Raw genomic sequence first — 22,990 nt, 5'->3', positions numbered from 1 at the left:
GAATATGTGAGTTCACCAGGTTTAATCAATTTTAACCGTGTCCAATAGCTCTACATCCACATTTTCTGTATCATTCCAACTATGAAACCTCTCTAAATGCCATTTATCCAATTGTCTTTCATACCCGTTTGCTTCCATCCAAGAATGTAAACGTTCGTAAGCATCTCTGATTTTAAGGTTTGGTCCCTTATGTCTCCACACAATATATTTTTGAGGTGGAACAGTTAAAGTAACCATCCCTTCAGGAATCTCCTCATACTCTTTAACCTGTATACATACCCAGTAGCCATCTTGATTTTCGGAAAGACTATTAACAACAAATGCTCCAAATTGTACAAATGGATTTAGAACATTTTTAATCTCACTTAATCGTTCATTTAGCTGGTTAGCAACTTTGGGTATTTCGTTTACATATTGAGTACCCTCACATAATATACGAAAGCCAACTAACTTAATTTCATCAAGGCATTCAATAGATGGATTCTGTATGAATTGTTTTGTCATAAATTTCACCCCTTAACTATCAACACTCTTTATAAACTTCTACAAACACTAGAAATATTCCTCTTAAAGAAGTAAAACTAAAATTTTTAGGCGCTATTTCTTCGCGGAAACACCATCGTATTCAGAACTTAGAAAAGGGTATATATTGAGTACAAGTTAAACTCATAAAAATTCTATTTACAAGTTAAATTTATAGGAGTATTATTACTTGCAGTTTCATATTTCTAAATCGCTTAATTCATTAGAAACGGGGGAACCATTTGTGGCATTTATGCCGCGTGGGGTGAATCCTATGAATGTAGGTAGGGCTACTCTATTGGCCCAAATCCGACAGCTAACCTCGTAAGCGTTCTGAGAGAGGAATTGGAGCTAGTGAGAATGAAATAATGTCCACTAGGCTATTACCTATGCCTTGTGGACTTTTTTTGTACTTATTTTTCATTTTGTGATGTTATGTAATGAAAAGATTTTCGAGTTTTGTTTCTAAATTTACATTATGGGGAGTGTTCGCATGCGTGGAATTAAAAAGAAAAGAATTGTAGTTTCACCTCCTGTTATTATTGCTGGAAGTTTCTTATTTTTAATAATGATTGGGACACTCTGTTTAAAGCTCCCCTTTGCTACAACGACGTATATATCATGGACGGATGCGTTATTTGTAGCAACATCAGCAACTACAGTAACTGGGCTCAGCGTTTTTGACCCTGGTACTACGCTCACTCTGTTTGGCGAAATTGTATTAATGATTTTAATACAATGTGGTGGTATCGGCTTGATGACATTTGCAGTAGCTATACTTATTCTTCTTAAAAAGAAAATAGGGCTACAAAATCGTATATATATGCAAGAATCTTTTAATCAAGAGTCAATAGGTGGCATTATCAAATTAGTTAAGCTGATTTTATCATTTGTTTTATCGGTTCAACTTTTTGCAATTATCATTTTGGCCATACACTGGATTCCTACTTTTGGCTTTAAGGATGCGTTGTATATAAGTATTTTCCATGTTATTTCTGCCTTTAATAATGCTGGTTTTTCCTTATTTCCAGATAACTTAATCGGATTTGCAAACGATCCTATTGTGAATATTGTGATAACAGCGCTTTTTATAATTGGTGGAATCGGTTTTACCGTTTTATATGATATTCATCAGAAAAAATCATTCAAGGAATGGTCACTTCATACGAAAATGATGATTATCGGCACAATTATCATTAATGTTGTAGCTGTCTGCATAGTTTTCATACTCGAATATGATAATCCAGCAACTATCGGCAATATGCCATTATATGAGAAAGTGATGGTTTCCTACTTTCAAGGCGTATCCCCTCGCACTGCAGGGTTTAATACGTTAAATTATGGTGATATGGAAGATCCTACAATTCTTTTGACGATGGTCTTAATGTTTATTGGTGCTGGAAGTGCATCAACTGCTTCAGGGATAAAGCTAACAACTTTTATCGTTATTATTCTTGCTACACTGGCATTCTTGCGTCAACGTGGAGAACCAGAATTATTTGGACGATCTATTCGTCTCGATATAGTAATACGATCTTTAGCGATTGCAACAATTGGGTTATTCATCGTCCTTTCATTTATCTTTCTGTTAACCATTACCGAAAATATTCCCTTCCTTCCACTTGCGTTTGAAGTGGTATCAGCTTTCGGCACTGTTGGATTGTCAATGGGGATAACAGCTCAACTAAGCGATATAGGTGAAGTCCTTTTATGTATGGTTATGTTCGTAGGAAGAATTAGTCCATTAACTTTATTTTTCTTGCTAATGAAACCTAAAAAGGTCCATTATCGCTATCCATATGACCAAGTATTTACTGGATAAATCACCTTTAGGATTACTATATAAATCATTTTAGTTCCTAACTAACTTTGTGATTGCCAATAAATCGAATAGTATTTTTTTAGATGTCTACAAATGAAAAGAGGAGGTAATAAAATGCCAAAACAAGAGAAACTATTTGCTGTTATTGGGTTGGGAAGATTTGGAGGAAGTGTGTGTAGAGAGTTATATACGCTTGGTCATGAAGTGTTGGCAATAGATCGTGACCTAGACAGAGTTGAAAACTTTATACAGTATTCAACCCATGCAATTCATGGAAACTCCACAGACGAGGCTTTTCTTAAGTCGATCGGGATACGGAATTTTGACCATGTTGTAGTAGCAATCGGAGAGAATATTCAAGATAGTGTACTCACGACGCTCAATTTAAAGGAATTTGGGGTCCATACCGTATGGGTCAAAGCCCAAAATACGTACCATCAAAAGGTTTTAGAGAAAATTGGAGCAGATCGTGTTATACATCCTGAAGTGGAAATGGGGATTCGAACTGCTCAATCTATGTCCTCGGATCGATTGTTAGATTATATTAACTTGTCCAAAGAATATAGTGTAGTAGAACTTCGAGCTACAAATCTAATACATAATCGATCATTGCTTGATTTAGATGTACGGGCAAAATTCGGCATTACAATTCTAGCAATTATTAGAAATGAACAAATTAACGTTTCTCCATTACCTACTGATATTATTCGAGAAAACGATGTACTAGTGGCAATGGGTAATAATAATGACTTAAAACGCTTTGAAGAAAAGATGTTGTAAACTATAGTAATCGAAAAATTTAAAGAGATGATGAGCTGTTCTTAAGAAAAATTCAGCAGCTCCCTTAAAATTTTATGTACTTTCTTCTTCAACTAAAACAATCTTTAGTTGAAGAAGACAGAACTGTTCTGTCAAAAGCTGAATGCTATCAACTAAACTATATTCTTCATTACTGAGGGACTATTAGTTTTTTATCATTTTATACTATAAGAATTAATCTATTATTACACTTTTTTGAAATTTACTATGACTGTCTTCTATGCCCACTAGTTCAAAGCCATTGCTCTTATAAAAATCATTTAGTTTTACATTGTCAGCAACACAATCTAGTTTTATACATTCTATATCTCTTCTAATATTCTTTTGAATCCACTCTAAAATACTAGATCCTATTCCTTTGTTCATATAATTGGGCTGGATTGCGAGTCTATGTAAATATAGTGAAGATGATGTTAGATCATCCCCCCAAATATGCCTATCCCATTCACTTTGTTTAGATAGAAGTGTGAATGTTGCTACGATTTCATCATCTTTTAAAACAATATATGTGTTTCGATTATTTATGTCTTGCTCAATTTCTTTATCTTCACCGCTATCTAACAGAAATCTCCATTGGTTAATTTCTTTTTTTTTCAGCCATAGAGCAACTTGCTTTAACATGTCAATAATGGTCATGCATTTATCGTTAGTAGCCATTATTATTTTAAAATCTTCCAAGTTATCGTACTGCATTTAATACCTCCTACCCATGCATTAATGTTTGCTTTAATTTATAAAAGTATTGGCAAGTATATCTCTACCTCCTCTTCATAATTTTCATTTTGATGATATGTTTCAACAATATAAGATTCTAACTCCCTTTGAAATCCTTGTTCATCTGCCCATTTTAATAATTCTTTATGTAGTTTTCCAATATCAGAAATTTTACCTCTTACATTAACGTAGTCCTGTGTAGTTTCAATATATTCCATACCGGTTGGAACTTCATTTAGAGTACCATTAACAATTAACCCCACATAATACTGACCCTCGAGATGGTTATCATTTCTTTTTGGTTCATATAGTGCAATTTCAGTTTCTGAACTATTTTTTATTTCATTTGCTCGTCTCAAAAATTGCTGTGCAAACTTGGGAACCTCACTCCCATAATCAGCAAAAACACCACTATTTTTCATACCTACTACTTTAAAATTCTTTTTTATCTGTTTGAATTCCATTTCCTCTTAGCCCCCTAACTGTATTTACAAACAACAATCCCAAACACTTTTAATTCTTCTATCATGCAAGAGTAATGATACGCTTAACTTCTTACATTCACACTAAATGTAAAAATTTTGGACTCAATTCACTCCAAACATCAAACTTGTTACCGTCCGGATCGTAAAATACAAAGTTCTTTCCTGCATGACCTCTGTTTTCAATTCCACCTACTTTTATCTCTTTTTCTAAAAAGTCTTTATGAATAATTTCTAAAGCATCTAAACCATTCACTTCAAATGTCATTGAAAAACGTTCTTCCCCGTTAATATCAAGGAAGTTGGAACTTTGGCCATCTTTTGCTCGAACAAGAAATAAACTTTGGTTAGCAAAATTTAGAATTGCTTTATCCTCATCCTTATAGCTAAGCTCTGCACCTAATTTGTTTATATACCATTCTGATGAAAGCTCTACATTTGATACTGGTATATAAGAAGTTCCTACTCTTAACAATTTATTATTCAAAACAATTGCCTCCCTTTGTTAAATGTCACTAAATATATTCTATGTTTCTATGTTTATATCCTCTTTGAAAACGATAAAATCTTTGAACATTTTCAAAAATTTTTACCTTATTTAATATAAAAATGTATGACGTGAATCTAAAATCAATATTTACCACATTTATCTTTAAGTAGTTGCTAATAATTTTTATTTATTTTTGGATTACATAGGAAAAAATGACTTTGAAAAGGTTCTGACGAAGTATGAAACGAAGAGATCTTCCAACTGGAATTATTATTGCAGTGTGCAATCTTAGATGATGGACGAAGGTAATGATTTTTTTAGGTGGATATCCTGTTGGTAGCTATGCATGAGAAGTATACAATATGCAAATGCTGGATGATTTTATTCCTACTAAAGGAAGGAAAGCTCGATGTTTACATTCTCATTTAAATAACGTGAAGTGCCATATACTTTCACATTGTGACTTTGTGAAGCCATATAAAAATAGAGTAGAACCTAAAAATCCAGTTGCTCCTAATATAAGTATTTTCAATATTCATCTCTCCGTACTATTTTTATGTAACCTATTTACTCCCTTATTCTACTGTTCAGCTGAGCTATAGTCTTTATCCATTAAATCTTCCCATAACTACCGTATTGTAAAATTCACCGTCTGAAAGGATTTTATCATTTTGTAAAATTCCTTCGGTTCTAAAACCATATTTTTTATATAGATTGATTGCTTTTTGGTTTGTTTCCAAAACATTTAAGGATATTTTTTTTAGTCCATTTGCATCTGCCCAAGCAATAGATTCTTTTAATAGATTTGTTCCAATCTTGAACCCCCAGTAGTCTTTTAATACACAAACCCCAAATTCTACTTTATGCGCAAAGCGTTTCAAGGGATTACCCTCACACCTTGAAAAAGCAACAATCCGATTATTCACAACTCCAACTAAAAAAAGATTACACTTACTTTCTGTATCAGTTTTGATTAATTTTTCAAAACCTAGCGTATCTATGAAAGCTTCTCCTTTTTCTCTGTCCATATTTTCTGTCTCACTATCAATCTGTAATCTTAGTTCAGACAATTCTTTTGCATCCTGAACCATTGCTGATCTAACTATATAATATATCCCATTAACATTAAACTCCTGTTTTTTTATAATCATTGTATGTTCCTCCATAGTAAATAGTTTTTAGAACAATTTAACACTCAACCATTATATTCCTTCAAGTTGAGTAAGAATATGAAACTCATAAATAGATCAATGTAAAACATCCCATATTATTATTTCTTTCTATTTTTATAACGAACTCATCTTTCATGCTGATAAAAGTACGATTTGAAGATAGATACCTTCTTTTGTAATGGGATGTATTTTGACAAAGAAAATGCCTACCAAATCTTTTACAATTTGATAGACAATGTGACCGTTATTGGTTCAGGTCGGTATAGTAATGGTAAAAGTTGTTCCTACTCCTTTTTTGCTTTGGACATCAATTTTCCCCTTCATCTTGCTTAGAGTTCCATAGACCATTAACATTCCAAGTCCGGTTCCCTCTTTTTTATTTGAAAAATACGGTTTTCCTAGTTGAAGAATTTCATCTTTGGACATTCCTACACCACAATCTTTTATACAAATGATAATATGTCTGCCTTGGTCCATTATTTCAACATTTAAAATACCACCTTCTCCCTTCATTGCTTCAATTCCATTTTTCATTAAGTTGATGAAACATTGCTTTATTTGATTTTGGTCATATTCCTTATTTAATGTGTTCGAAAATTTAGTGACAATCTCAACTTTATTGTATAGAGCATAAGGACTTAATACATTTTGAACATATTCCAGCTCTTCTTTTAAATTTGAGTAAACCATATACTCCGATTGTGGTTTAGAGAATGCTAAATAATCATTTATAATATTTTCTGCTCGTAACAATTCTTTTAAAGAGTAATCTATGCATTCCTTGTCTTGAGCTGAAATAGTTTTGGAGACATTCAATAATTGAAGAAACCCTTTTGTAACAGTGAGCGGATTTCGTATTTCATGGGATACACTTGCAGAAAGTTCGCTCATAACATGTAAACGCTCTGTTCGTAGGAGGTTCTCCCGATTTTTGATATTGGAAATTATCTTTTCAATCATAGCCATATTTAGACCCATCACCATAATTGAAGTGATCAACATAAAAAACGCTGATGACCAATATTCATTCGTTAATACATCAAAATAATTAGACAATGCAATCAGATATATAATAACATTCAAGGATGCAACCATTATAGCTGTAATAATACGCCTTTTTGGACTATATTCATTGAACTGTTTAGATAATAATGGTAGAACAATAAAAGCCAAAGTCGAATGAATTAAAGATTGTAATGTACCTTCTCCTCCAATAAAAAATCGATATATATTCAGTACTAGGTAAAGTGGAAATAATCCTCTATATCCACCATAAAGTCCAACAATTATAAATGCAATATATCGCAAATCAATATTAAATCCCAGTTCCAATTCGATCGGATATAGCATGCAAAGAATCATTGATATAGAGAAAGAAAATATAACGAGAGAATAGCTATATTCCTTTTTATAATTATCAAAGAAAATCACAAACAATAGCACAGGAAAAATCATAAATAATATATTTATCAAAAAAGTTTCTAGCAATAGATATCCTCCTCTCTTCTGTATTAGCAGCAAGAGATTCTTAATTCATTAAAAATACTTATTTTAAACAATAATCTATTATACATGATATTACACTTCGAATTAATCTATTTATTCTTTAATTACACTCAATATAAGTTTATAAAATTATTAATGAGGTAGATAAATAGAAAGAACCTAATATTAGGAGGGATAAACAATGAAAAAAAGAACGATTGCATTACCATTAGCACTGTCTTCTATCTTCTTACTCGGAGCATGTGGAGAGGATGACAAAGATGTAGAAGAAATTGAAGTAAACGATCCTTTATTAGAAGATGACGGCCAAAATGACAGTGGTGTTCCTGATGAGAACAAAAAAAATGAGGATTCTGATACGGAAGACTCTGGATCATAATAAATATGAAGCAGAATCATCTCCCCGGTCTGTTACACTAACATTAGAGTAGCAAACGGGGATATTCTTTCTTTTAATTTTTCAATAGTACCATTTAGAATGAACTAAATTGCATTAAATTTAACTTTGCAATTAGTTTTTTGGACGATCAAATTTTATGTTTTATAATTTTTTTCATCCATTATGTAAAAATGACTCAAAATCGTATCTCACCGATTTTGAGCCTCTTTTTGTTAATAAACAGATGTATTTTCTTTAGAAATATTTTCTAAAATTTCTTTTACTCTAGCTAGGAAGCGACCACAAACTAGACCGTCAAGTACACGATGATCTAAAGAAAGGCAAAGGTTTACCATATCACGCGCTGCAATCATACCGCCATCCATTATTACTGGACGTTTCACGATAGATTCTACTTGAAGAATGGCTGCTTGCGGGTAGTTGATGATTCCCATCGACTGAACAGAACCAAATGACCCTGTGTTGTTTACAGTGAATGTACCACCTTGCATTTCCTCTGATTTTAATTTGCCAGAACGAACTTTTGAAGCAAGCTCGTTTACTTCACGAGCTATACCTTTAATCGTTTTTTCATCTGCATTTTTAATAACAGGAACGAAAAGAGCATCTTCAGTTGCTACGGCAATTGATATGTTGATATCTTTTTTCTGTACAATTTTATCTCCTGCCCACATTGAATTCATCATAGGGAATTCTTTTAGCGCTTGTGCAACTGCTTTTACGAAGAACGCAAAATAGGTAACGTTAAAGCCTTCTTTTTGCTTGAACTCATTTTTTATGGAGTCACGGTAGTTAACTAAACTTGTCACATCCACTTCAATCATTGTCCAAGCATGTGGGGCTTCGTGTTTACTACGAAGCATATTTGCAGCGATAGCTTTACGAACGCCTGTAACAGGAATCTCTATATCACCAACTGCTACAGGAATATTAGCTGGAGCTGATTTTGGGGCTGAAGTAGTTTGCACTGTTTCATGTACCTTTTCTTCTTTAGAGATTTCAGGAGCTGCAACTGGGATATCTCCACTCTCAATAATTTTCAGTAAATCTTTACGAGTTATACGACCTTCATTACCAGTACCATTTACTAGTGAGAGATCAATACCATGTTCTTGTGATAGTTTTAAAACAGCAGGTGAATAGCGTGCTTTTGCACCTTTTTCACGGTGAACTGGTGCAGGAGTATCAAGCTTTTGTAATTCAGCCGGTTTAACTGTTTCAGCAGTAGGCTGTTCAGGAGCTGCTTCATTTACTTCTTCTGAAGAGCCACCTTCTGTTTCAATTGTACAGACTACTTCTCCAACAGCAAGTGTATCGCCCTCGTTGGCGATAAGCTCTTTAATAACACCTGTAAAGGAAGAAGGTACTTCAGCTGTTACTTTGTCTGTATTTACTTCTGCAAGTGCATCGTATTTGTTTACGTGATCCCCTGGCTTTACTAACCACTTTTCAATCGTTCCCTCGGTCACACTCTCACCAAGCTGGGGCATTTTAATTTGTTCTAGAGCCATATGAATTACTCCTTCCTGTTAATATTCCGCTAGCTCGCGCATTGCTTTTTCGACTTTGTCTGGATTGATCATGAAGAATTTTTCCATCGTTGGTGCATATGGCATAGCAGGAACATCAGGACCAGCAAGACGCATAATCGGAGCATCTAAATCAAATAAGCAGTTTTCTGCAATGATTGCAGCAACCTCACTGATGATACTACCTTCTTTGTTATCTTCTGTAACAAGTAATACTTTTCCTGTTTTAGATGCGGCTTCTATAATCGCTTCTTTATCTAAAGGATAAATCGTACGTAAATCTAGAATATGGGCAGAAATTCCGTCTTTTTCTAATCGTTCAGCTGCTTGGAGTGCAAAGTGAACAGCTAGACCATACGTAATAACCGTAATATCTTCCCCTTCACGTTTTACATCTGCTTTACCAATTTCAATTGTATAATCGTCTTCTGGCACTTCACCTTTAATTAGACGATATGCACGCTTATGCTCAAAGAACATAACTGGGTCCTCATCACGAATAGCTGCTTTTAGTAATCCCTTTGCATCATATGGAGTAGAAGGAATAACAATTTTCAAACCAGGTTGGTTTGCAAAAACTGCCTCTACTGATTGGGAATGATAGAGTGCACCATGAATACCGCCACCAAAAGGAGCACGAATAACAATTGGACACGTCCAATCATTATTAGAACGGTAACGAATACGGGATGCTTCGGAAATAATTTGGTTTACTGCTGGCATGATAAAGTCAGCAAATTGCATTTCTGCAATCGGACGTAAACCATACATAGCTGCTCCAATTCCTACTCCAGCAATCGCAGATTCAGCAAGTGGTGTATCGAGGACACGGTATTCCCCAAATTCATCATATAGGCCATTTGTCGCTTTGAATACGCCACCTTTACGACCTACGTCTTCACCTAAGATGAAGACGCGCTCATCACGAGTCATTTCTTCTTTCATTGCAAGTGTGATTGCATCGATATAAGACATAACTGCCATTATGCATTCCCCCCATCTTTTTCAGCATATACATGCTTCAATGCATCTTCGGGAGCAGCATAAGGCGCATTTTCTGCATAGTCAGTAGCTTCATTTACTTCTTTCATCACACGGTCGTTTATTTCTTTTTCTAAATCCGTGGATAAAATATCAAGATCTCTTAAATATTTAGCAAATGTAATAAGTGGGTCTAGGGCTTTACCTTCTGCTATATCTTCTGCTGTACGATATTGGCGGTCATCATCATCTGAAGAATGGGCTGTCAAACGGTATGTTACCGCTTCAATTAAGCTAGGTCCTCCACCATTACGAGCACGATCCGCTGCTTCTTTTACTACTTTATACACTTCAATAGGATCTTTACCATCTACTGTAACACCAGGCATTCCATAACTAATAGCACGGTCTGCTACATTTTTACTTGCCACTTGGCGTTCAAATGGGACAGAAATTGCATATTTGTTGTTCTCAACCATAGTTATACAAGGTAATTGGTGTACTCCTGCAAAGTTTAAGCCTTCGTGAAAGTCTCCTTGGTTCGAAGAGCCTTCTCCAAGAGTTACGAATGTAATAAAATCTTTTTTCTCAATTTTAGCAGCTAATGCTACGCCTACCGCATGTGGTAATTGAGTAGTAACCGGTGATGAGCCAGTTAAAATTCTATTTTTCTTTTGACCAAAATGACCTGGCATCTGACGACCACCAGAGTTTGGATCCTCTGCTTTTGCAAAAGCAGATAACATTAAATCTCTAGGTGTCATACCAAAGTGTAATACTACACCCATATCACGATAATATGGTGCGATATAGTCTTTTGTATTATCAAGCGCATACGCAGCGCCTACTTGTGCAGCTTCTTGACCTTGGCAGGAAATAACGAATGGAATTTTCCCTGCTCGGTTTAATAACCACATACGTTCATCAATACGACGAGCCATTAACATCGTTTCAAACATTTTTAGCACATCTTCATTTGTTAAACCTAATTCTTCATGACGATTTGTTGTCATCAGGACTCCTCCTTTTACATATGAATAGCTTTTCCGTCAACAGCTAATGCCGCTTCACCAATTACTTCGCTAAGCGTTGGGTGTGGATGAATCGTATGTGCTATTTCCCATGGTGTTGCATCAAGAACCATAGCAAGACCAGCTTCAGATATCATATCCGTCACGTGTGGACCAATCATATGAACTCCTAAAATATCATTTGTTTCTTTATCCGCAACAATTTTAACGAAACCATCTGATTCCCCATAAACTAGTGCTTTTCCAATTGCTTTAAATGAGAATTTTCCTATTTTAACATCAAAGCCTTGTTCCTTTGCTTGTTGTTCTGTAATACCAACACTTGAAGCCTCTGGACTAGAATAGATACAACGCGAAACTAATTTATAGTCGATAGGTAATGTGTGGTTACCGGCAATATGTTCAATTGCATTAATACCTTCATGACTTGCAACATGAGCCAGCTGAAGCCCACCAATTACATCACCAATCGCATAAATATGAGATTCTTTCGTTTGAAAAGTTTCGGAAACTTGAATAAATCCATTTTCAACAATTATATCCGTATTCTCAATTCCGATGCCCTCAACATTTGCTTGACGTCCGACTGAGACGAGCATTTTTTCAGCAGTAAAAGTTTTAGTTTCTCCATTTAGCTCAGCAGAAATACTCACCTGATTATCCGCTGTTTGAAGTGTCTCTGGAAGAACCTTAGCACTTGTGGCAAAGGTTACCCCTTTTTTAGATAGAAGTTTTTGCATTTCTTTTGAAATATCTTTATCTTCTGTAGGAATAATACGATCGGCATATTCGATAACCGTCACTTCTACACCAAAATCATTTAACATAGAAGCCCACTCGATTCCAATTACTCCTCCACCAACTATTAAAATTGACTTCGGCAATTCTGTCATAGCTAATGCTTCATCAGAGCTCATAACATATTCCCCATCAATTGTTAATCCTTGTAATGTACGCGGTCTAGAGCCAGTAGCGATTACTACATTTTTAGGGATAAGCATCTCATTTTCATCGCCGCTATTCATCTCCACTGAGATAGTTCCGCCTGGAGAAGGTGAGAAAATAGATGGCCCTAGCATTCTTCCTGTACCCTCATAGACATCAATTTTCCCTTTTTTCATCAAGCCTTGCACACCTTGATGTAATTGGCTAACAATCGATTCTTTTCTAGATTGAACTCGATTAAAATCAAGCGTAACTTCTGAGGTATTTACACCAAATTCTGCAGCATGATTTTTCGTTGTAGCGTATACTTCAGCACTTCGGAGTAAAGCTTTACTTGGTATACATCCTTTGTGCAAGCAAGTACCACCTAAATTTCCTTTTTCTACAATTGCTGTTTTCAAACCTAATTGAGCTGAACGAATAGCGGCTACATAACCACCTGTACCGCCACCAATAATGACTACATCATATTCTTTTGCCAACTTTTACATCCCCTTATTAATCCATCTTGAAGGCCGCTTCACTGTTAAGAAAAACGGCCATTCTGTTATTGGATGAAATTAGTTGTTCGACTTATCTTCCTGTGATGATATGTTTTCCGTTTTGTAAGAATTGGCTACGTGATTTGCTTACGCGTGCAATACGCTCTTCTGCTAAACGGTCAGCCGCAACGTAAGTTGGAATACCATCACGTTTAGAAATTTCAAAAATTCGTTCGATTTTATCATAAATACCTGCAACTCGGTTCATTGCACGGTCATGATTATAACCATATAATTCATCTGCAACATTGATCACTCCACCAGAGTTGATAACATAATCAGGTGCATATGCAATTCCCATTTCGTGGATCAAATCACCGTGCTTTGTATCTTTTAATTGGTTATTTGCAGAACCTGCAATAACTTTAGCTTTTAGCTGTGGAATTGTAGAATCGTTAATAATTGCTCCAAGTGCACATGGTGCAAAAATATCTGCTTCTTGTGAATATATCTCATCCACGCCAACTTGAACTGCTCCAAATGCATTTACAGCACGATCAACCGAAGCTTGGTTGATGTCCGCTATAATTAGTTTAGCACCTTCATTGTGTAAATACTCACATAAAGTGTATGCTACGTTTCCTACGCCTTGTACCGCAACTGTTTTTCCTGCTAATGAATCTGAACCAAATGCTTCTTTTGCTGCAGCTTTCATTCCAACATACACACCATAAGCTGTAACTGGAGAAGGATTACCTGACGAACCAAACGCTTCAGAAATTCCAGTCACATAGTTTGTTTCTTCATGAATTAAATCCATATCTGCTACTGTTGTACCAACATCTTCCGCAGTAATATATCGTCCGTTTAAACCTTGAATGAATCGACCAAATGCACGGAACATTTCTTCATTTTTATCTTTCAATGGATCTCCAATAATAACAGTTTTTCCGCCACCTAAGTTTAAGCCCGCAGCTGCATTTTTATAAGTCATTCCCTTTGCCAAACGTAGTGCATCTTCAATCGCTTCTTCTTCTGTTGCGTAGTTCCACATGCGTGTACCTCCAAGTGCAGGTCCTAATGTAGTATCATGAATAGCGATAATCGCTTTTAATCCGGATGTTTTGTCTTGGCAAAATACCAATTGCTCATAATCGTAAGTCTCCATATATTTAAAAATTTCCATCTGTAGTTCCTCCTAGTAGTTAAGTTATTATTTATTTTTTCGAAAATATTATTTTCGTAAAATACATCCCCATGTAATTTTATGTTTGAAACCCCTTTGAAAAAATATCAATGGACATTCCTTTGATTTTACATCCCCATGTAAAATACCTCATTAATCTAGATTATATTTTTCTAATTTGTAATATAAAGTACGCAATGAAATATTCAGCTTTTTTGCAGTTTGAGATTTATTTCCTCCACAAACTCGGAGAGCATTCAGTAGTACTTTTTTCTCCATAACATCCATTTGCTCTGCAAGTGTACCTATTTGTACTTCATCTTGTGCGTCATCTGAAATAGACAATATCGATTTAGGTAAATGATGTTCTTCTATTATTCGATCTTGCGCTTCCAGAAAAATCATTGCTCGACTAATAACATTTTCAAGCTCACGTATATTTCCTGGCCAATCATATAACAACAAGCTTTCCATTGCGGATTTTGTAAATCCTTCGATATTTCGACCGAATTCCTTATTTAATTTCACAAGTAAATGATCCGCAATATCTGGTAGGTCTTGTTTTCTCTCTCTTAAAGATGGCACATGGATCGGCATGCGGCTTAACTGAAAATAAAAGTCCTCTCGAAATGTACTTTCACGCATTAACTTTTCCAGATTAAAATAACTCGCTGCTATTATTCGGACATCGACTGGAATAGGTGTGGTACCACCTACTCTTACAATTGCATTTTCTCTAAGTACACGGAGTAACTTCGCTTGTGTTCTAATAGTTAACTCACCGACTTCGTCTAAGAAAATGGTACCCATATTTGCTTCGTCAAAAAGGCCAGGATAGCTAACTTCACCATCATCATAACCAAATAATTCACGCTCTAATAAGTGTTCTTCCTGAGAGCTACAATTTACTCGGATGAATTGCTTAAATTTTCTATTACTGGCACTATGAATTGCATGTGCGAACAATTCTTTACCCGAACCGACTTCTCCCCTTAAAAGCACGGTTACCGGAACGCTTGCAGCAAGCTTTGCTTGATTGACTGCAAATTGAATGATTTCAGATTTACCGACAATATCTTCAAATGAAAAGCTAAACTCCAAGTTTCGAATGAGAGTACGTGCTTGATCGAGCTCTTTCATGAGAGATCTCATTTCGGTCATATCGTGTATAACACCTACACTACCTTTAAGCCGGTCATTGACAACAATTGGAGCAACGTTCACAATAACATCTTTTTTCTCCTTACCTACTCTTATATTAACTCCTCGAATAGGCTTGCGTGTTTGGAGAACTTTTAAATGTATACTCTCTCCTTCAGAAATATCCGCTGTCGCAGGTTTCCCTATTACTTCTTCTTCCTTCAATCCAGTAATCCGCGAATATGCAGGATTAATAAGTATCCCTTTTCCATCCTCATCTACTACGGAAATAGCATCATCGCTAGACTGGATAATTGCTTCCAGCATCGTTTGTATTTCTGTTAAATTGGTGATTTCTTCTGCAAGTTGGACAACTTCTGTTATATCTTTAAAAACAGCAAATGCACCAATCTTTTGTCCTTCCTCATTAATCATCGGATATCTTGAGGTGACTATTTTGGTACCGCTTTCAAGAATTAGTTCTTTATTTAACTCAGTCTGTCCTGTATCGAATACTCTTGGTAATTCACTTTGAGAAATAACATTATAAATATGCTCTCCTATGGCATCCTCTATAGAGACATTAGTCATTTTTGAGGCGCTTTTATTAAAAAAGTTCACAATGCCATTTTCATCAATACCAATCATACCTTCTTCAACTGAATTAAAAATTAGTTCTTGTATTGTATTTTTGTTATCTAAAATTTGAATAAATTTATTTTTCTCTTCTAATAATGTGACGATTAAATTTGCAATTTCACCTGGAATTAAAACTGCCGTTGCCGGTCTATCTGCTAGAAGTTCTAAAAAAACTTCTTTTTTTCCAGTGACGTCAATAATTATTTGGATATCACCTTTTATAAGATCCTTCCAATCGGTATATGTAGGAATTTGCTGTTTTTTTGCATATTGCATGCCAAGAGCATTTTCGTCAATATCAACTACTGCTTTCACTTGAAGGTAGTCTGCCTCTTCAAATAACTTCAAAAGTGCATATCCGCCTTTACCTGCTCCAACGATTAATATGTTTTGCAAAAATATGCACACCCCCATTTAAACTCTGCAAGTAATTGCACTTCTTCATAATCATAACGTAAGTTCCATGAGTTGACAATAATTTTCTCACATGTAATATTAAATTATAAGTAGAAATGCGGAAGGCGTCTGTCTTAAGGCGACTTTAAATTTTGGACGGCGCATGAAGCTTATAAGATACAGGAGTGATAATGTTGGCTCGTTTAGCTGCTTTGATCGTATTATTGATTCCTGGAATTTTAGCTGCATTTGGGATTAAATTAATGAGAGATACCTTTTTCGGAATACATATTCTCCCTTTTGGTGCTTTATGGTTTCAATTTATTTGCGGAATAGTTTTTACTGTTTTAGGTCTTGGTTTCTTCGCAGGCTTTTTGTTGAACAGAGATCGAAAAAATGGAAAAGTAGCTCCTCGCTTTGAGAAGAAGAAGGACTAGCAATACAAAAAAGACGATGATTAAACAGATCATCGTCTTTTTTGTATGTTTAATACTTTTTCTGGATAGTCAGTAATCCAACCAATAACACATTCATGTGGATCTTGTAGGTATTTTTCATTTCCTTTTATATTGTAAAACCGCATAGGATAACCTTCATTCCAAATGGTGTTCATCAACTTAGTTCCATAGAACTTTTTGTTCAAATGAATTGCGTTGAACTTTTTTATAGAAAGGACATAATCCCAATCAGAATTTTTTTTCCCAATAAAAGCAGTTTGCACATCTAAATTCATAGCGTGTATCGTTTCTAAAATACTAAATTCAAAAGATGAAAAATGAACATCATTTACTGCCATGCTCTTTTCGACAACTTCACGAATCATTTCACTTTTTCCTAGAAAGGATTCTTTCAATTCAATATTAAGCTTCATGCCTGTCGGAATGATAAATTGTAGGAATTGATCAAACGTTAAGACTCTACTTCCGAAAAACTTTCGAAAAAAACTACTTCCTAGTTTCAGTTGTAAAACCTCTTCTGCAAGCATGTCCGTAATTCTTCGTTTATTGCCAGCTAAACGGAAAAAATCGATATCATGCGTAACAAATGCAACGCCGTCAGCAGATAATTGCAAATCTAACTCAATGCCATCTACACGAACATCTACAGCTTTTTTAAAAGCATTCAAAGAATTTTCTACTGATTTATTGGAAACACCTCTATGCGCATAAACCGGTATGTTATACATTTAATTCCCCATTTTCAAGCTTAAATTTACCTTTTGTTGATTTTGTTAATAACGATGACTTATTGCTAATTTGAATAATAGTACCTGGACTTGCTTCTTTTGTAATATTTATAAAATAGTCAGTTGTTTGACGAAGCATCTTCAATATACGCTGAATCTCTATATCCAAATCCTTCATATTTGCTTGCAACACATTGTACTTTTGTTTTGTCTGTTCATAGACAGCAATTTGCTCTTTAGACATTGTATCTTTAAATTGGTGTAGCTGACTAACGGTAGCATTTAATTTTGTGGACTCATTTTGTAGCTTCATTAACTCTTCTGCTTTTATCTTTGCATTTTCTGTTAATATTTTTCGATCTATCCCTTGCACAATAAGTTCCGTTTTTCTCTCCAAATTGTTTCCTGAGTATGCAGTAGTGATGGAATTAATAGCAATTGCTTTTCCACCAATAATTTTGCCTTTTCTCTCGTCTAAAATAATTTCATTCCCGAAAACAGTGGAACCTAAACTATAAAGTCCAATATGAACGTTTTCTTTTGCTTCTAAAGAACATTCATTTGCATGTTTGATGAATATATTTCTAAATGCCTCTACTTTCGTGACATCTTTTCCAAAAATACCACCTTTGATAAAGACATCACCTTCAGTAGACTTAATAAGCTCTGCGGCATTTACCCCATCTTTTGCTTCAATAGAAATGTCTCCGGAAGCGACAATCGAATAACCCGGCATCACAGTTCCTTTCACCTGAATCGAACCATCAAATTTTAAGTTTCCGGTTTCTAAACCGACATCTCCATCAATAACTAGATGCTTCTGAACGGTGAGTGCTCCATTTACTTCTCCAATTACTCCATTTGTTTTGGAACGCAAAACGATCTTCCCAACTTCTTCGACTTCATATGCAGTTTGCGGATCATATTTTAATGGTAGATCTTCACCCATACTCGCAGCTATTTCTTGTCCAAAAATATTTATACCATCTATACCTTTACGTGGTGGAATTTTTTCTCCTAGCCATGATCCTTCTTTTATTTCGACTAAAAAATTCATATCAAAGTAATCTGCTTTTCCGTCTTCCTTTATTTCAGGTTTCTTTTCTGCCTGTTGTAAGTATGTTATTTGCGCATCTGCACCTTTTTTTGGGTGCAAGCCTGTTGCAACTATGTAAGGTTTTCCTGTCATAACTTTTTGAAAATCAATTGGTACTTGTCCATAAATAATTTGATGATCAGCTAGAAGTTTACGAATTATCGTTTGAATTTCTTGTGTATGCTCTTGAATATAACTTTGGGATTCATAAATTGTTACCAATGCTTGCATTTTATCAGGACTTATTTCCAGTTCAACACTATCAATCCAACTACCAATTTCTATCTGTTCGAGTGACTTTTTATCAACTGCTTTTTTTAAGGCCATAAAATTTGAAATTCTTAATCGAGCATATTTACGAGTCATTTGATCAAACTTTTTCAAATTAAAACTATTATTTTTTATCTCGATGAAAACCCTTCCATTTTCTTCTGAAAGAATAATTTCATCCGTTTCTTCTATTATCATAAATGCTTCACATCCTTCCTCTTTCTATTATACTCACTTTTCAAAATATAAGGGCAACAATATAAAAAGTATCTTCATTTATTATAGCAAAGGAAGATACTTTGTAATGTATAACTTTTCAGTTAATTTATGAATTTCAGCTAGCCATATTCTCCATACGAATCTTATCTGCGATCATTGCGATGAATTCGCTATTAGTTGGCTTGCTTTTCAGATGATGTACCGTATAACCAAACATTTTAGAAATAGTTTCGTAATTTCCGCGGTTCCATGCTACTTCGATGGCATGACGAATCGCTCTTTCTACACGAGATGGCGTTGTTTGGAACTTTTTCGCGATTTCTGGATAAAGAACTTTTGTAATGGAACCAAGTAACTCAATATCCGTGTAAACCATTTGAATCGCCTCTCTTAAATAAGAGTAACCTTTTATATGTGCAGGAACACCAATTTCTTTTATAACATTTGTGATGATGTTGTCAATAACTCGTTTATTTTGCATTGCTTCTCTTTCCGGATTTGCTTTTGCTGGTACTTCTTGTATGCTTTCTTTTCTACCAGCCACTTGTTTGATCTGTGTAACTAAACGGTCAAATTCAAAAGGCTTCAGCATAAAATAAGATGCTCCAAGTTCAGCTGCTTGTTTCATTACATCCTCTTGACCAAAGGCAGTTAACATAATGACTTGAAGATTATTGATTTTGTCATTTTTTTGCAAACTATCCAATACAGCAATACCATCTAAATGAGGCATTATTATATCTAATAGCAGTACGTCAGGTTCAACTGTTTCGAGTAATTCTAAACAAAGTTTCCCATTGACAGCTGTACCAACTACTTCTATTTCCGAATGTTTGTCAAAATATGAATCCATTGTCCGAATTAAATCTTTATTGTCATCCACTATTACAATTTTTATTTTTTCCATTTTGCCTCATCCACCTTTTGTAATTTTTCACTTAGATAGTATTCGCTCTTTTTTGACTTCTTCCTTTATTTTTGTTAAAAATAAGTCTTTACTAATACGATTTCTTTGAATTACGACAATATGGTAATGGTTTCTACCCTTTTGTCGAATTTTCTTTATTTCATTGTATATGTTGTCATCAAAAAAGGCTACACCTAATTACGGTGTAGCCTTTTACATTTTTATCATGGATTTTTTTTCATCATTTCTTTTATGGACAAAGCTGCACCGTTTTTTGGTTTATCTACATACATATGCGTGACAACACCGATTAGCTTATCTTGCTGTATAATAGGACTTCCACTCATGCCTTGGAGAATTCCTCCTGTTTTTTCTATGAGCGTTTTATCAATTACTGTAAACTGAAAAAGATAGTCCTCAACAGTTGTAATTTCTATTGAAAAGTCCTGTACTTTTTCGCCATCGATTGAAGTTCGCATAATTGCTTTACCTGTCGTTATTGCTTCCTTGTCAGCTACTTCTACTTCTTGCATCGGAATATTTTCAATCGCATTTTTTTCAAGTTTTCCAAAAATACCGTACACATTGTTTTCATTTACTCCTCCGATGGGAGAAGTGTTATTTTGATGTGAGGTAATTTTGTATCCTGGCTTACCTGGAATACTTTTCTTTATTTGAAGTATGGAAGACAAGTATATCGATCCTTCCGAAAAACTAGGTGTTAAACCGGATGGATGATCCACAATTTGATGTCCTAAGGCACCAAATTCATTCGTTTCCAAATCAAAATACGTTAATGTACCGATTCCTTCTGTAGCATCTTTCAAAAATGGAAGAAGTTTCAGTATTTGGTCAGAAGTGATTTCTCTTGTATACATTTTTTTATTTCGCTCATAATGAATAGTGATTTGTTCTTTATCTTTTATATGGGTTTTAACGTCTTCCATCGTTCGAACATTTTCGGAATTGACCTGTTTAATTGCGTCACCTGTTCGCAACCAATAATCATCGGTTAGTAAGACATCATTGCCAAGTACCACAGCTCCGTACTGTAGGTCAATTTGAATGGATTGTCCTAATGGGACAACTGAGGAAGTAGTATTTTGTGCAAAAGTGGAGTTGACTGCAAAGAATAAAGTAAAGAAAAGTATTGTAATTAGCGACCATATACGATAGCTTGGCTTCATATTTCACCTCCTATACAAATACTATATCCTGTTGAATAAAGTCTATGTGAGGTAAATAATTGATAAAAAAAGAAGACCTCTTTTAGAAAGGTCTTCACGCATGTCTTAACATTTTTTTTCTTTCATTTGCCAATTTCAGCAGTTCTTTTGAATGCTGCAATGTAGTGCTTGTAATTTCAGCTCCTGACATCATGCGACTTAATTCCTCTGCTCGCTGATCATCAACTACTTCTTCCAGATTCGTGTATGTTCTGTTTCTTGAAACAATCTTTTTTATCATTAAATGCTGATCGGCCATTGCTGCAACTTGTGGTAAGTGCGAAATGCATAATACTTGTGAATCTGTTGCAATTCCTGCAATCTTTTCTGCAATCGCTTGGGCAACTCGTCCACTTACACCAGTATCAACCTCATCAAATATAATGGACGTTATTCCTTGGTGCTTGGAGAAAATGCTTTTTAATGCTAGCATCATCCTCGATAATTCTCCACCAGATGCGATTTTAGTTAACGCTTTAAGTGGTTCCCCTACATTTGTTGATATATAAAATGATAAATCGTCTATACCATTTTCGTTATACGTTGTATTGGCATGCTCATGAAACATAACAGAAAAAGTCGCTTTTTCCATATAGAGTTCTTTTAATTGTTCCATAATAGCTTTACTTAGTTGCTTTGCAGCTATTTTTCGTTTATCCGTTAAATCTTTAGCTTCTAATTCTAAATCTTTTTCTATTTGTTTTATCTTTTCTGCAGTTTTTTGAATTTGCTCATCTCTGTTGACTAACTGCTCGAGACTATTTGATATTTTATTTTTATATTCTAAAATATCTTCAATCGATTGGCCATACTTCCTTTTTAAGGATTGAATAAATGCTAGTCGGTCTTCTACAATTTGAAGTTGATTGCTGTCGTACTCCATTTCGTCTAATTCACTTTTTAGTTGGTATGCAGCATCTTGTAAAATGTAAAATGCGGATGATACATTTTCACTTAACTCGAGCATCTTTTTATCAATTTCGGAAATATCCTGTAAGTCTGCCATAGCAGTTCCGATATAATCTAACCCTTTAGATTCGGATAGTATCGCTTCATAAGCGCTACTCATTTTGTCAAATACCTTATGAAAATTTTGGAGCTTCTTTTTTTCTTCTTGAAGTTGTTCCTCTTCCCCAACAATTAAATTGGCATCATTTATTTCATCTACTTGAAATATAAACAGGTCTATTTTATGAGCGATTTGCTGTTCATTCTCAGTTAAAGTCGCTAAATCTTTTTTCAACTTTTTATATTTTGTAAAAAGTTCTTTATATGACTCTTTTACAAGTCTTATTTTTTCCCCTGCAAACTGATCTAATAAATAAATATGTGCTTTTTCATCCATTAATTCTTGGCTCTCGTGCTGACCATGTATATCAATGAGAGAGGCTCCAATCTCACGTAATATACCAATGGTTACTAGCTTACCGTTTATTCGACAAACACTTTTTCCAGAGTCATTAATATCTCTTCTTAAAATGATGGTTTCTTCATCTAAATCTATACCTACATCCGCCATTTTGTTAAAAACTACATGTTTTGGATTCGTGATTATGAATAACCCTTCTAATTCTGCTTTCTTTGTTCCATGTCTTATAAATTCTTGCGAACCTCTTCCACCACACAATAAATGTACAGCATCAATTATTATCGATTTTCCTGCACCTGTCTCTCCAGTTAACACTGTAAGTCCTTCTTCAAAGCTAACTGTTAATTCGTCTATAATTGCAAAATTTTTAATCGATAATTCTTTTAACACTAGCTTTCACCTCATTAAATTAACTTTAGGATTACTCCCTCATATTAAAAAATACGAGCTACGCTAAAGAC

General features: G+C 34.7%; 21 protein-coding genes and 1 riboswitch. Of the genes, 4 read left to right on the top strand and 17 right to left on the bottom strand.

The features are described from left to right. Positions 1 to 21: 21 nt before the first annotated feature. Positions 22 to 504 carry a GyrI-like domain-containing protein gene (locus P2Q73_RS08025; RefSeq protein WP_275785665.1) on the bottom strand — a complete coding sequence of 161 codons (483 nt, stop codon included), beginning with the start codon at positions 502 to 504 and terminating at the stop codon, positions 22 to 24. 220 nt (positions 505 to 724) lie between these two features. Next, positions 725 to 869: riboswitch (cyclic di-AMP (ydaO/yuaA leader) on the top strand. Between the two features lie 146 nt (positions 870 to 1,015). Here P2Q73_RS08025 and P2Q73_RS08020 point away from each other — a divergent pair. Together P2Q73_RS08020 and P2Q73_RS08015 are read left to right on the top strand one after the other, a co-directional pair. Next, positions 1,016 to 2,344: a TrkH family potassium uptake protein gene (locus P2Q73_RS08020; RefSeq protein WP_275785661.1), complete on the top strand. Its 1,329-nt coding sequence runs from the start codon at positions 1,016 to 1,018 to the stop codon at positions 2,342 to 2,344. 114 nt (positions 2,345 to 2,458) lie between these two features. Continuing rightward, positions 2,459 to 3,124: a potassium channel family protein gene (locus P2Q73_RS08015; protein ID WP_275785657.1), complete on the top strand. Its 666-nt coding sequence runs from the start codon at positions 2,459 to 2,461 to the stop codon at positions 3,122 to 3,124. A gap of 213 nt (positions 3,125 to 3,337) precedes the next feature. On the opposite strand, the gene P2Q73_RS08010 is transcribed toward P2Q73_RS08015, so the two are convergent. From P2Q73_RS08010 to P2Q73_RS07990, 5 genes are all read right to left on the bottom strand, one after another. Then, on the bottom strand, positions 3,338 to 3,856 hold the full coding sequence (locus P2Q73_RS08010; protein ID WP_275785655.1) for a GNAT family N-acetyltransferase: 519 nt from the start codon (positions 3,854 to 3,856) through the stop codon (positions 3,338 to 3,340). A 38-nt stretch (positions 3,857 to 3,894) separates the two neighbouring features. After that, positions 3,895 to 4,341, bottom strand: coding sequence for a GyrI-like domain-containing protein (locus P2Q73_RS08005; protein WP_275785653.1), 447 nt, complete (start codon positions 4,339 to 4,341; stop codon positions 3,895 to 3,897). A gap of 97 nt (positions 4,342 to 4,438) precedes the next feature. After that, positions 4,439 to 4,846: a VOC family protein gene (locus tag P2Q73_RS08000; RefSeq protein WP_275785651.1), complete on the bottom strand. Its 408-nt coding sequence runs from the start codon at positions 4,844 to 4,846 to the stop codon at positions 4,439 to 4,441. Between the two features lie 608 nt (positions 4,847 to 5,454). Further along, positions 5,455 to 6,000, bottom strand: a complete 546-nt coding sequence (locus P2Q73_RS07995) for a GNAT family N-acetyltransferase (protein ID WP_275785649.1) — start codon at positions 5,998 to 6,000, stop codon at positions 5,455 to 5,457. A gap of 273 nt (positions 6,001 to 6,273) precedes the next feature. Continuing rightward, entirely contained in the window at positions 6,274 to 7,509 is a 1,236-nt protein-coding gene (locus P2Q73_RS07990; protein WP_275785646.1) for a sensor histidine kinase, read from the bottom strand. Between the two features lie 199 nt (positions 7,510 to 7,708). On the opposite strand from P2Q73_RS07990, the gene P2Q73_RS07985 reads away from it, so the two are divergent. Beyond that, positions 7,709 to 7,906: a hypothetical protein gene (locus tag P2Q73_RS07985; RefSeq protein WP_275785644.1), complete on the top strand. Its 198-nt coding sequence runs from the start codon at positions 7,709 to 7,711 to the stop codon at positions 7,904 to 7,906. Between the two features lie 233 nt (positions 7,907 to 8,139). On the opposite strand, the gene P2Q73_RS07980 is transcribed toward P2Q73_RS07985, so the two are convergent. The 6 genes from P2Q73_RS07980 to P2Q73_RS07955 all read right to left on the bottom strand — a co-directional run bounded on the left by P2Q73_RS07980 (position 8,140) and on the right by P2Q73_RS07955 (position 16,256). Beyond that, complete coding sequence (locus P2Q73_RS07980; protein WP_275785641.1) at positions 8,140 to 9,438, bottom strand: dihydrolipoamide acetyltransferase family protein; 1,299 nt, start codon at positions 9,436 to 9,438, stop codon at positions 8,140 to 8,142. Between the two features lie 18 nt (positions 9,439 to 9,456). Continuing rightward, entirely contained in the window at positions 9,457 to 10,440 is a 984-nt protein-coding gene (locus tag P2Q73_RS07975) for an alpha-ketoacid dehydrogenase subunit beta (RefSeq protein ID WP_053588931.1), read from the bottom strand. Further along, positions 10,440 to 11,450 (bottom strand): thiamine pyrophosphate-dependent dehydrogenase E1 component subunit alpha, encoded by a 1,011-nt coding sequence (locus P2Q73_RS07970; RefSeq protein WP_053588930.1) that lies wholly within the window; start codon positions 11,448 to 11,450, stop codon positions 10,440 to 10,442. The genes P2Q73_RS07975 and P2Q73_RS07970 overlap by 1 nt, the downstream gene beginning before the upstream one ends. Before the next feature lie 14 nt (positions 11,451 to 11,464). After that, a complete protein-coding gene (gene lpdA / locus P2Q73_RS07965; RefSeq protein ID WP_275785635.1) occupies positions 11,465 to 12,895 on the bottom strand; it encodes a dihydrolipoyl dehydrogenase in 1,431 nt (476 codons plus the stop codon). 91 nt (positions 12,896 to 12,986) lie between these two features. Further along, positions 12,987 to 14,081 (bottom strand): Leu/Phe/Val dehydrogenase, encoded by a 1,095-nt coding sequence (locus P2Q73_RS07960; RefSeq protein WP_053588928.1) that lies wholly within the window; start codon positions 14,079 to 14,081, stop codon positions 12,987 to 12,989. A gap of 153 nt (positions 14,082 to 14,234) precedes the next feature. Further along, entirely contained in the window at positions 14,235 to 16,256 is a 2,022-nt protein-coding gene (locus tag P2Q73_RS07955; protein WP_053588927.1) for a sigma-54-dependent Fis family transcriptional regulator, read from the bottom strand. Positions 16,257 to 16,450: 194 nt separating this feature from the next. On the opposite strand from P2Q73_RS07955, the gene P2Q73_RS07950 reads away from it, so the two are divergent. Continuing rightward, positions 16,451 to 16,693, top strand: coding sequence for a DUF2627 domain-containing protein (locus P2Q73_RS07950; protein WP_053588926.1), 243 nt, complete (start codon positions 16,451 to 16,453; stop codon positions 16,691 to 16,693). A 29-nt stretch (positions 16,694 to 16,722) separates the two neighbouring features. Here the strand turns inward: P2Q73_RS07950 and P2Q73_RS07945 are convergent, their stop codons facing one another. The 5 genes from P2Q73_RS07945 to recN form a co-directional block, all read right to left on the bottom strand. Beyond that, positions 16,723 to 17,442: a glycerophosphodiester phosphodiesterase gene (locus tag P2Q73_RS07945; protein WP_275785630.1), complete on the bottom strand. Its 720-nt coding sequence runs from the start codon at positions 17,440 to 17,442 to the stop codon at positions 16,723 to 16,725. Continuing rightward, positions 17,435 to 19,006 carry a DUF342 domain-containing protein gene (locus P2Q73_RS07940; protein WP_275785627.1) on the bottom strand — a complete coding sequence of 524 codons (1,572 nt, stop codon included), beginning with the start codon at positions 19,004 to 19,006 and terminating at the stop codon, positions 17,435 to 17,437. The genes P2Q73_RS07945 and P2Q73_RS07940 overlap by 8 nt, the downstream gene beginning before the upstream one ends. Positions 19,007 to 19,142: 136 nt before the next feature. After that, positions 19,143 to 19,934: a sporulation transcription factor Spo0A gene (spo0A, locus tag P2Q73_RS07935; RefSeq protein ID WP_053588923.1), complete on the bottom strand. Its 792-nt coding sequence runs from the start codon at positions 19,932 to 19,934 to the stop codon at positions 19,143 to 19,145. Positions 19,935 to 20,158: 224 nt separating this feature from the next. After that, complete coding sequence (locus tag P2Q73_RS07930) at positions 20,159 to 21,121, bottom strand: SpoIVB peptidase S55 domain-containing protein (RefSeq protein ID WP_056831756.1); 963 nt, start codon at positions 21,119 to 21,121, stop codon at positions 20,159 to 20,161. Positions 21,122 to 21,215: 94 nt separating this feature from the next. Further along, positions 21,216 to 22,919, bottom strand: coding sequence for a DNA repair protein RecN (recN, locus tag P2Q73_RS07925; protein WP_275785622.1), 1,704 nt, complete (start codon positions 22,917 to 22,919; stop codon positions 21,216 to 21,218). Positions 22,920 to 22,990 lie beyond the last annotated feature (71 nt).

The sequence above is a fragment of the Bacillus sp. Cr_A10 genome, from assembly GCF_029222665.1.
In the GTDB taxonomy this organism is placed as follows: domain Bacteria; phylum Bacillota; class Bacilli; order Bacillales_A; family Planococcaceae; genus Psychrobacillus.
Note: the sequence above shows the minus strand (reverse complement) of the source record. Positions and strands in the feature narration are given on the sequence as shown.

What these genes read in the sequence shown, in the direction of transcription:
- P2Q73_RS08025 (WP_275785665.1), bottom strand. Translation starts at nt 504, where the DNA reads ATGACAAAACAATTCATACAGAATCCATCTATTGAATGCCTTGATGAA.
- P2Q73_RS08020 (WP_275785661.1), top strand. Translation starts at nt 1,016, where the DNA reads ATGCGTGGAATTAAAAAGAAAAGAATTGTAGTTTCACCTCCTGTTATT.
- P2Q73_RS08015 (WP_275785657.1), top strand. Translation starts at nt 2,459, where the DNA reads ATGCCAAAACAAGAGAAACTATTTGCTGTTATTGGGTTGGGAAGATTT.
- P2Q73_RS08010 (WP_275785655.1), bottom strand. Translation starts at nt 3,856, where the DNA reads ATGCAGTACGATAACTTGGAAGATTTTAAAATAATAATGGCTACTAAC.
- P2Q73_RS08005 (WP_275785653.1), bottom strand. Translation starts at nt 4,341, where the DNA reads ATGGAATTCAAACAGATAAAAAAGAATTTTAAAGTAGTAGGTATGAAA.
- P2Q73_RS07995 (WP_275785649.1), bottom strand. Translation starts at nt 6,000, where the DNA reads ATGATTATAAAAAAACAGGAGTTTAATGTTAATGGGATATATTATATA.
- P2Q73_RS07985 (WP_275785644.1), top strand. Translation starts at nt 7,709, where the DNA reads ATGAAAAAAAGAACGATTGCATTACCATTAGCACTGTCTTCTATCTTC.
- P2Q73_RS07980 (WP_275785641.1), bottom strand. Translation starts at nt 9,438, where the DNA reads ATGGCTCTAGAACAAATTAAAATGCCCCAGCTTGGTGAGAGTGTGACC.
- P2Q73_RS07975 (WP_053588931.1), bottom strand. Translation starts at nt 10,440, where the DNA reads ATGGCAGTTATGTCTTATATCGATGCAATCACACTTGCAATGAAAGAA.
- P2Q73_RS07970 (WP_053588930.1), bottom strand. Translation starts at nt 11,450, where the DNA reads ATGACAACAAATCGTCATGAAGAATTAGGTTTAACAAATGAAGATGTG.
- P2Q73_RS07960 (WP_053588928.1), bottom strand. Translation starts at nt 14,081, where the DNA reads ATGGAAATTTTTAAATATATGGAGACTTACGATTATGAGCAATTGGTA.
- P2Q73_RS07945 (WP_275785630.1), bottom strand. Translation starts at nt 17,442, where the DNA reads ATGTATAACATACCGGTTTATGCGCATAGAGGTGTTTCCAATAAATCA.
- P2Q73_RS07940 (WP_275785627.1), bottom strand. Translation starts at nt 19,006, where the DNA reads ATGATAATAGAAGAAACGGATGAAATTATTCTTTCAGAAGAAAATGGA.
- spo0A (WP_053588923.1), bottom strand. Translation starts at nt 19,934, where the DNA reads ATGGAAAAAATAAAAATTGTAATAGTGGATGACAATAAAGATTTAATT.
- P2Q73_RS07930 (WP_056831756.1), bottom strand. Translation starts at nt 21,121, where the DNA reads ATGAAGCCAAGCTATCGTATATGGTCGCTAATTACAATACTTTTCTTT.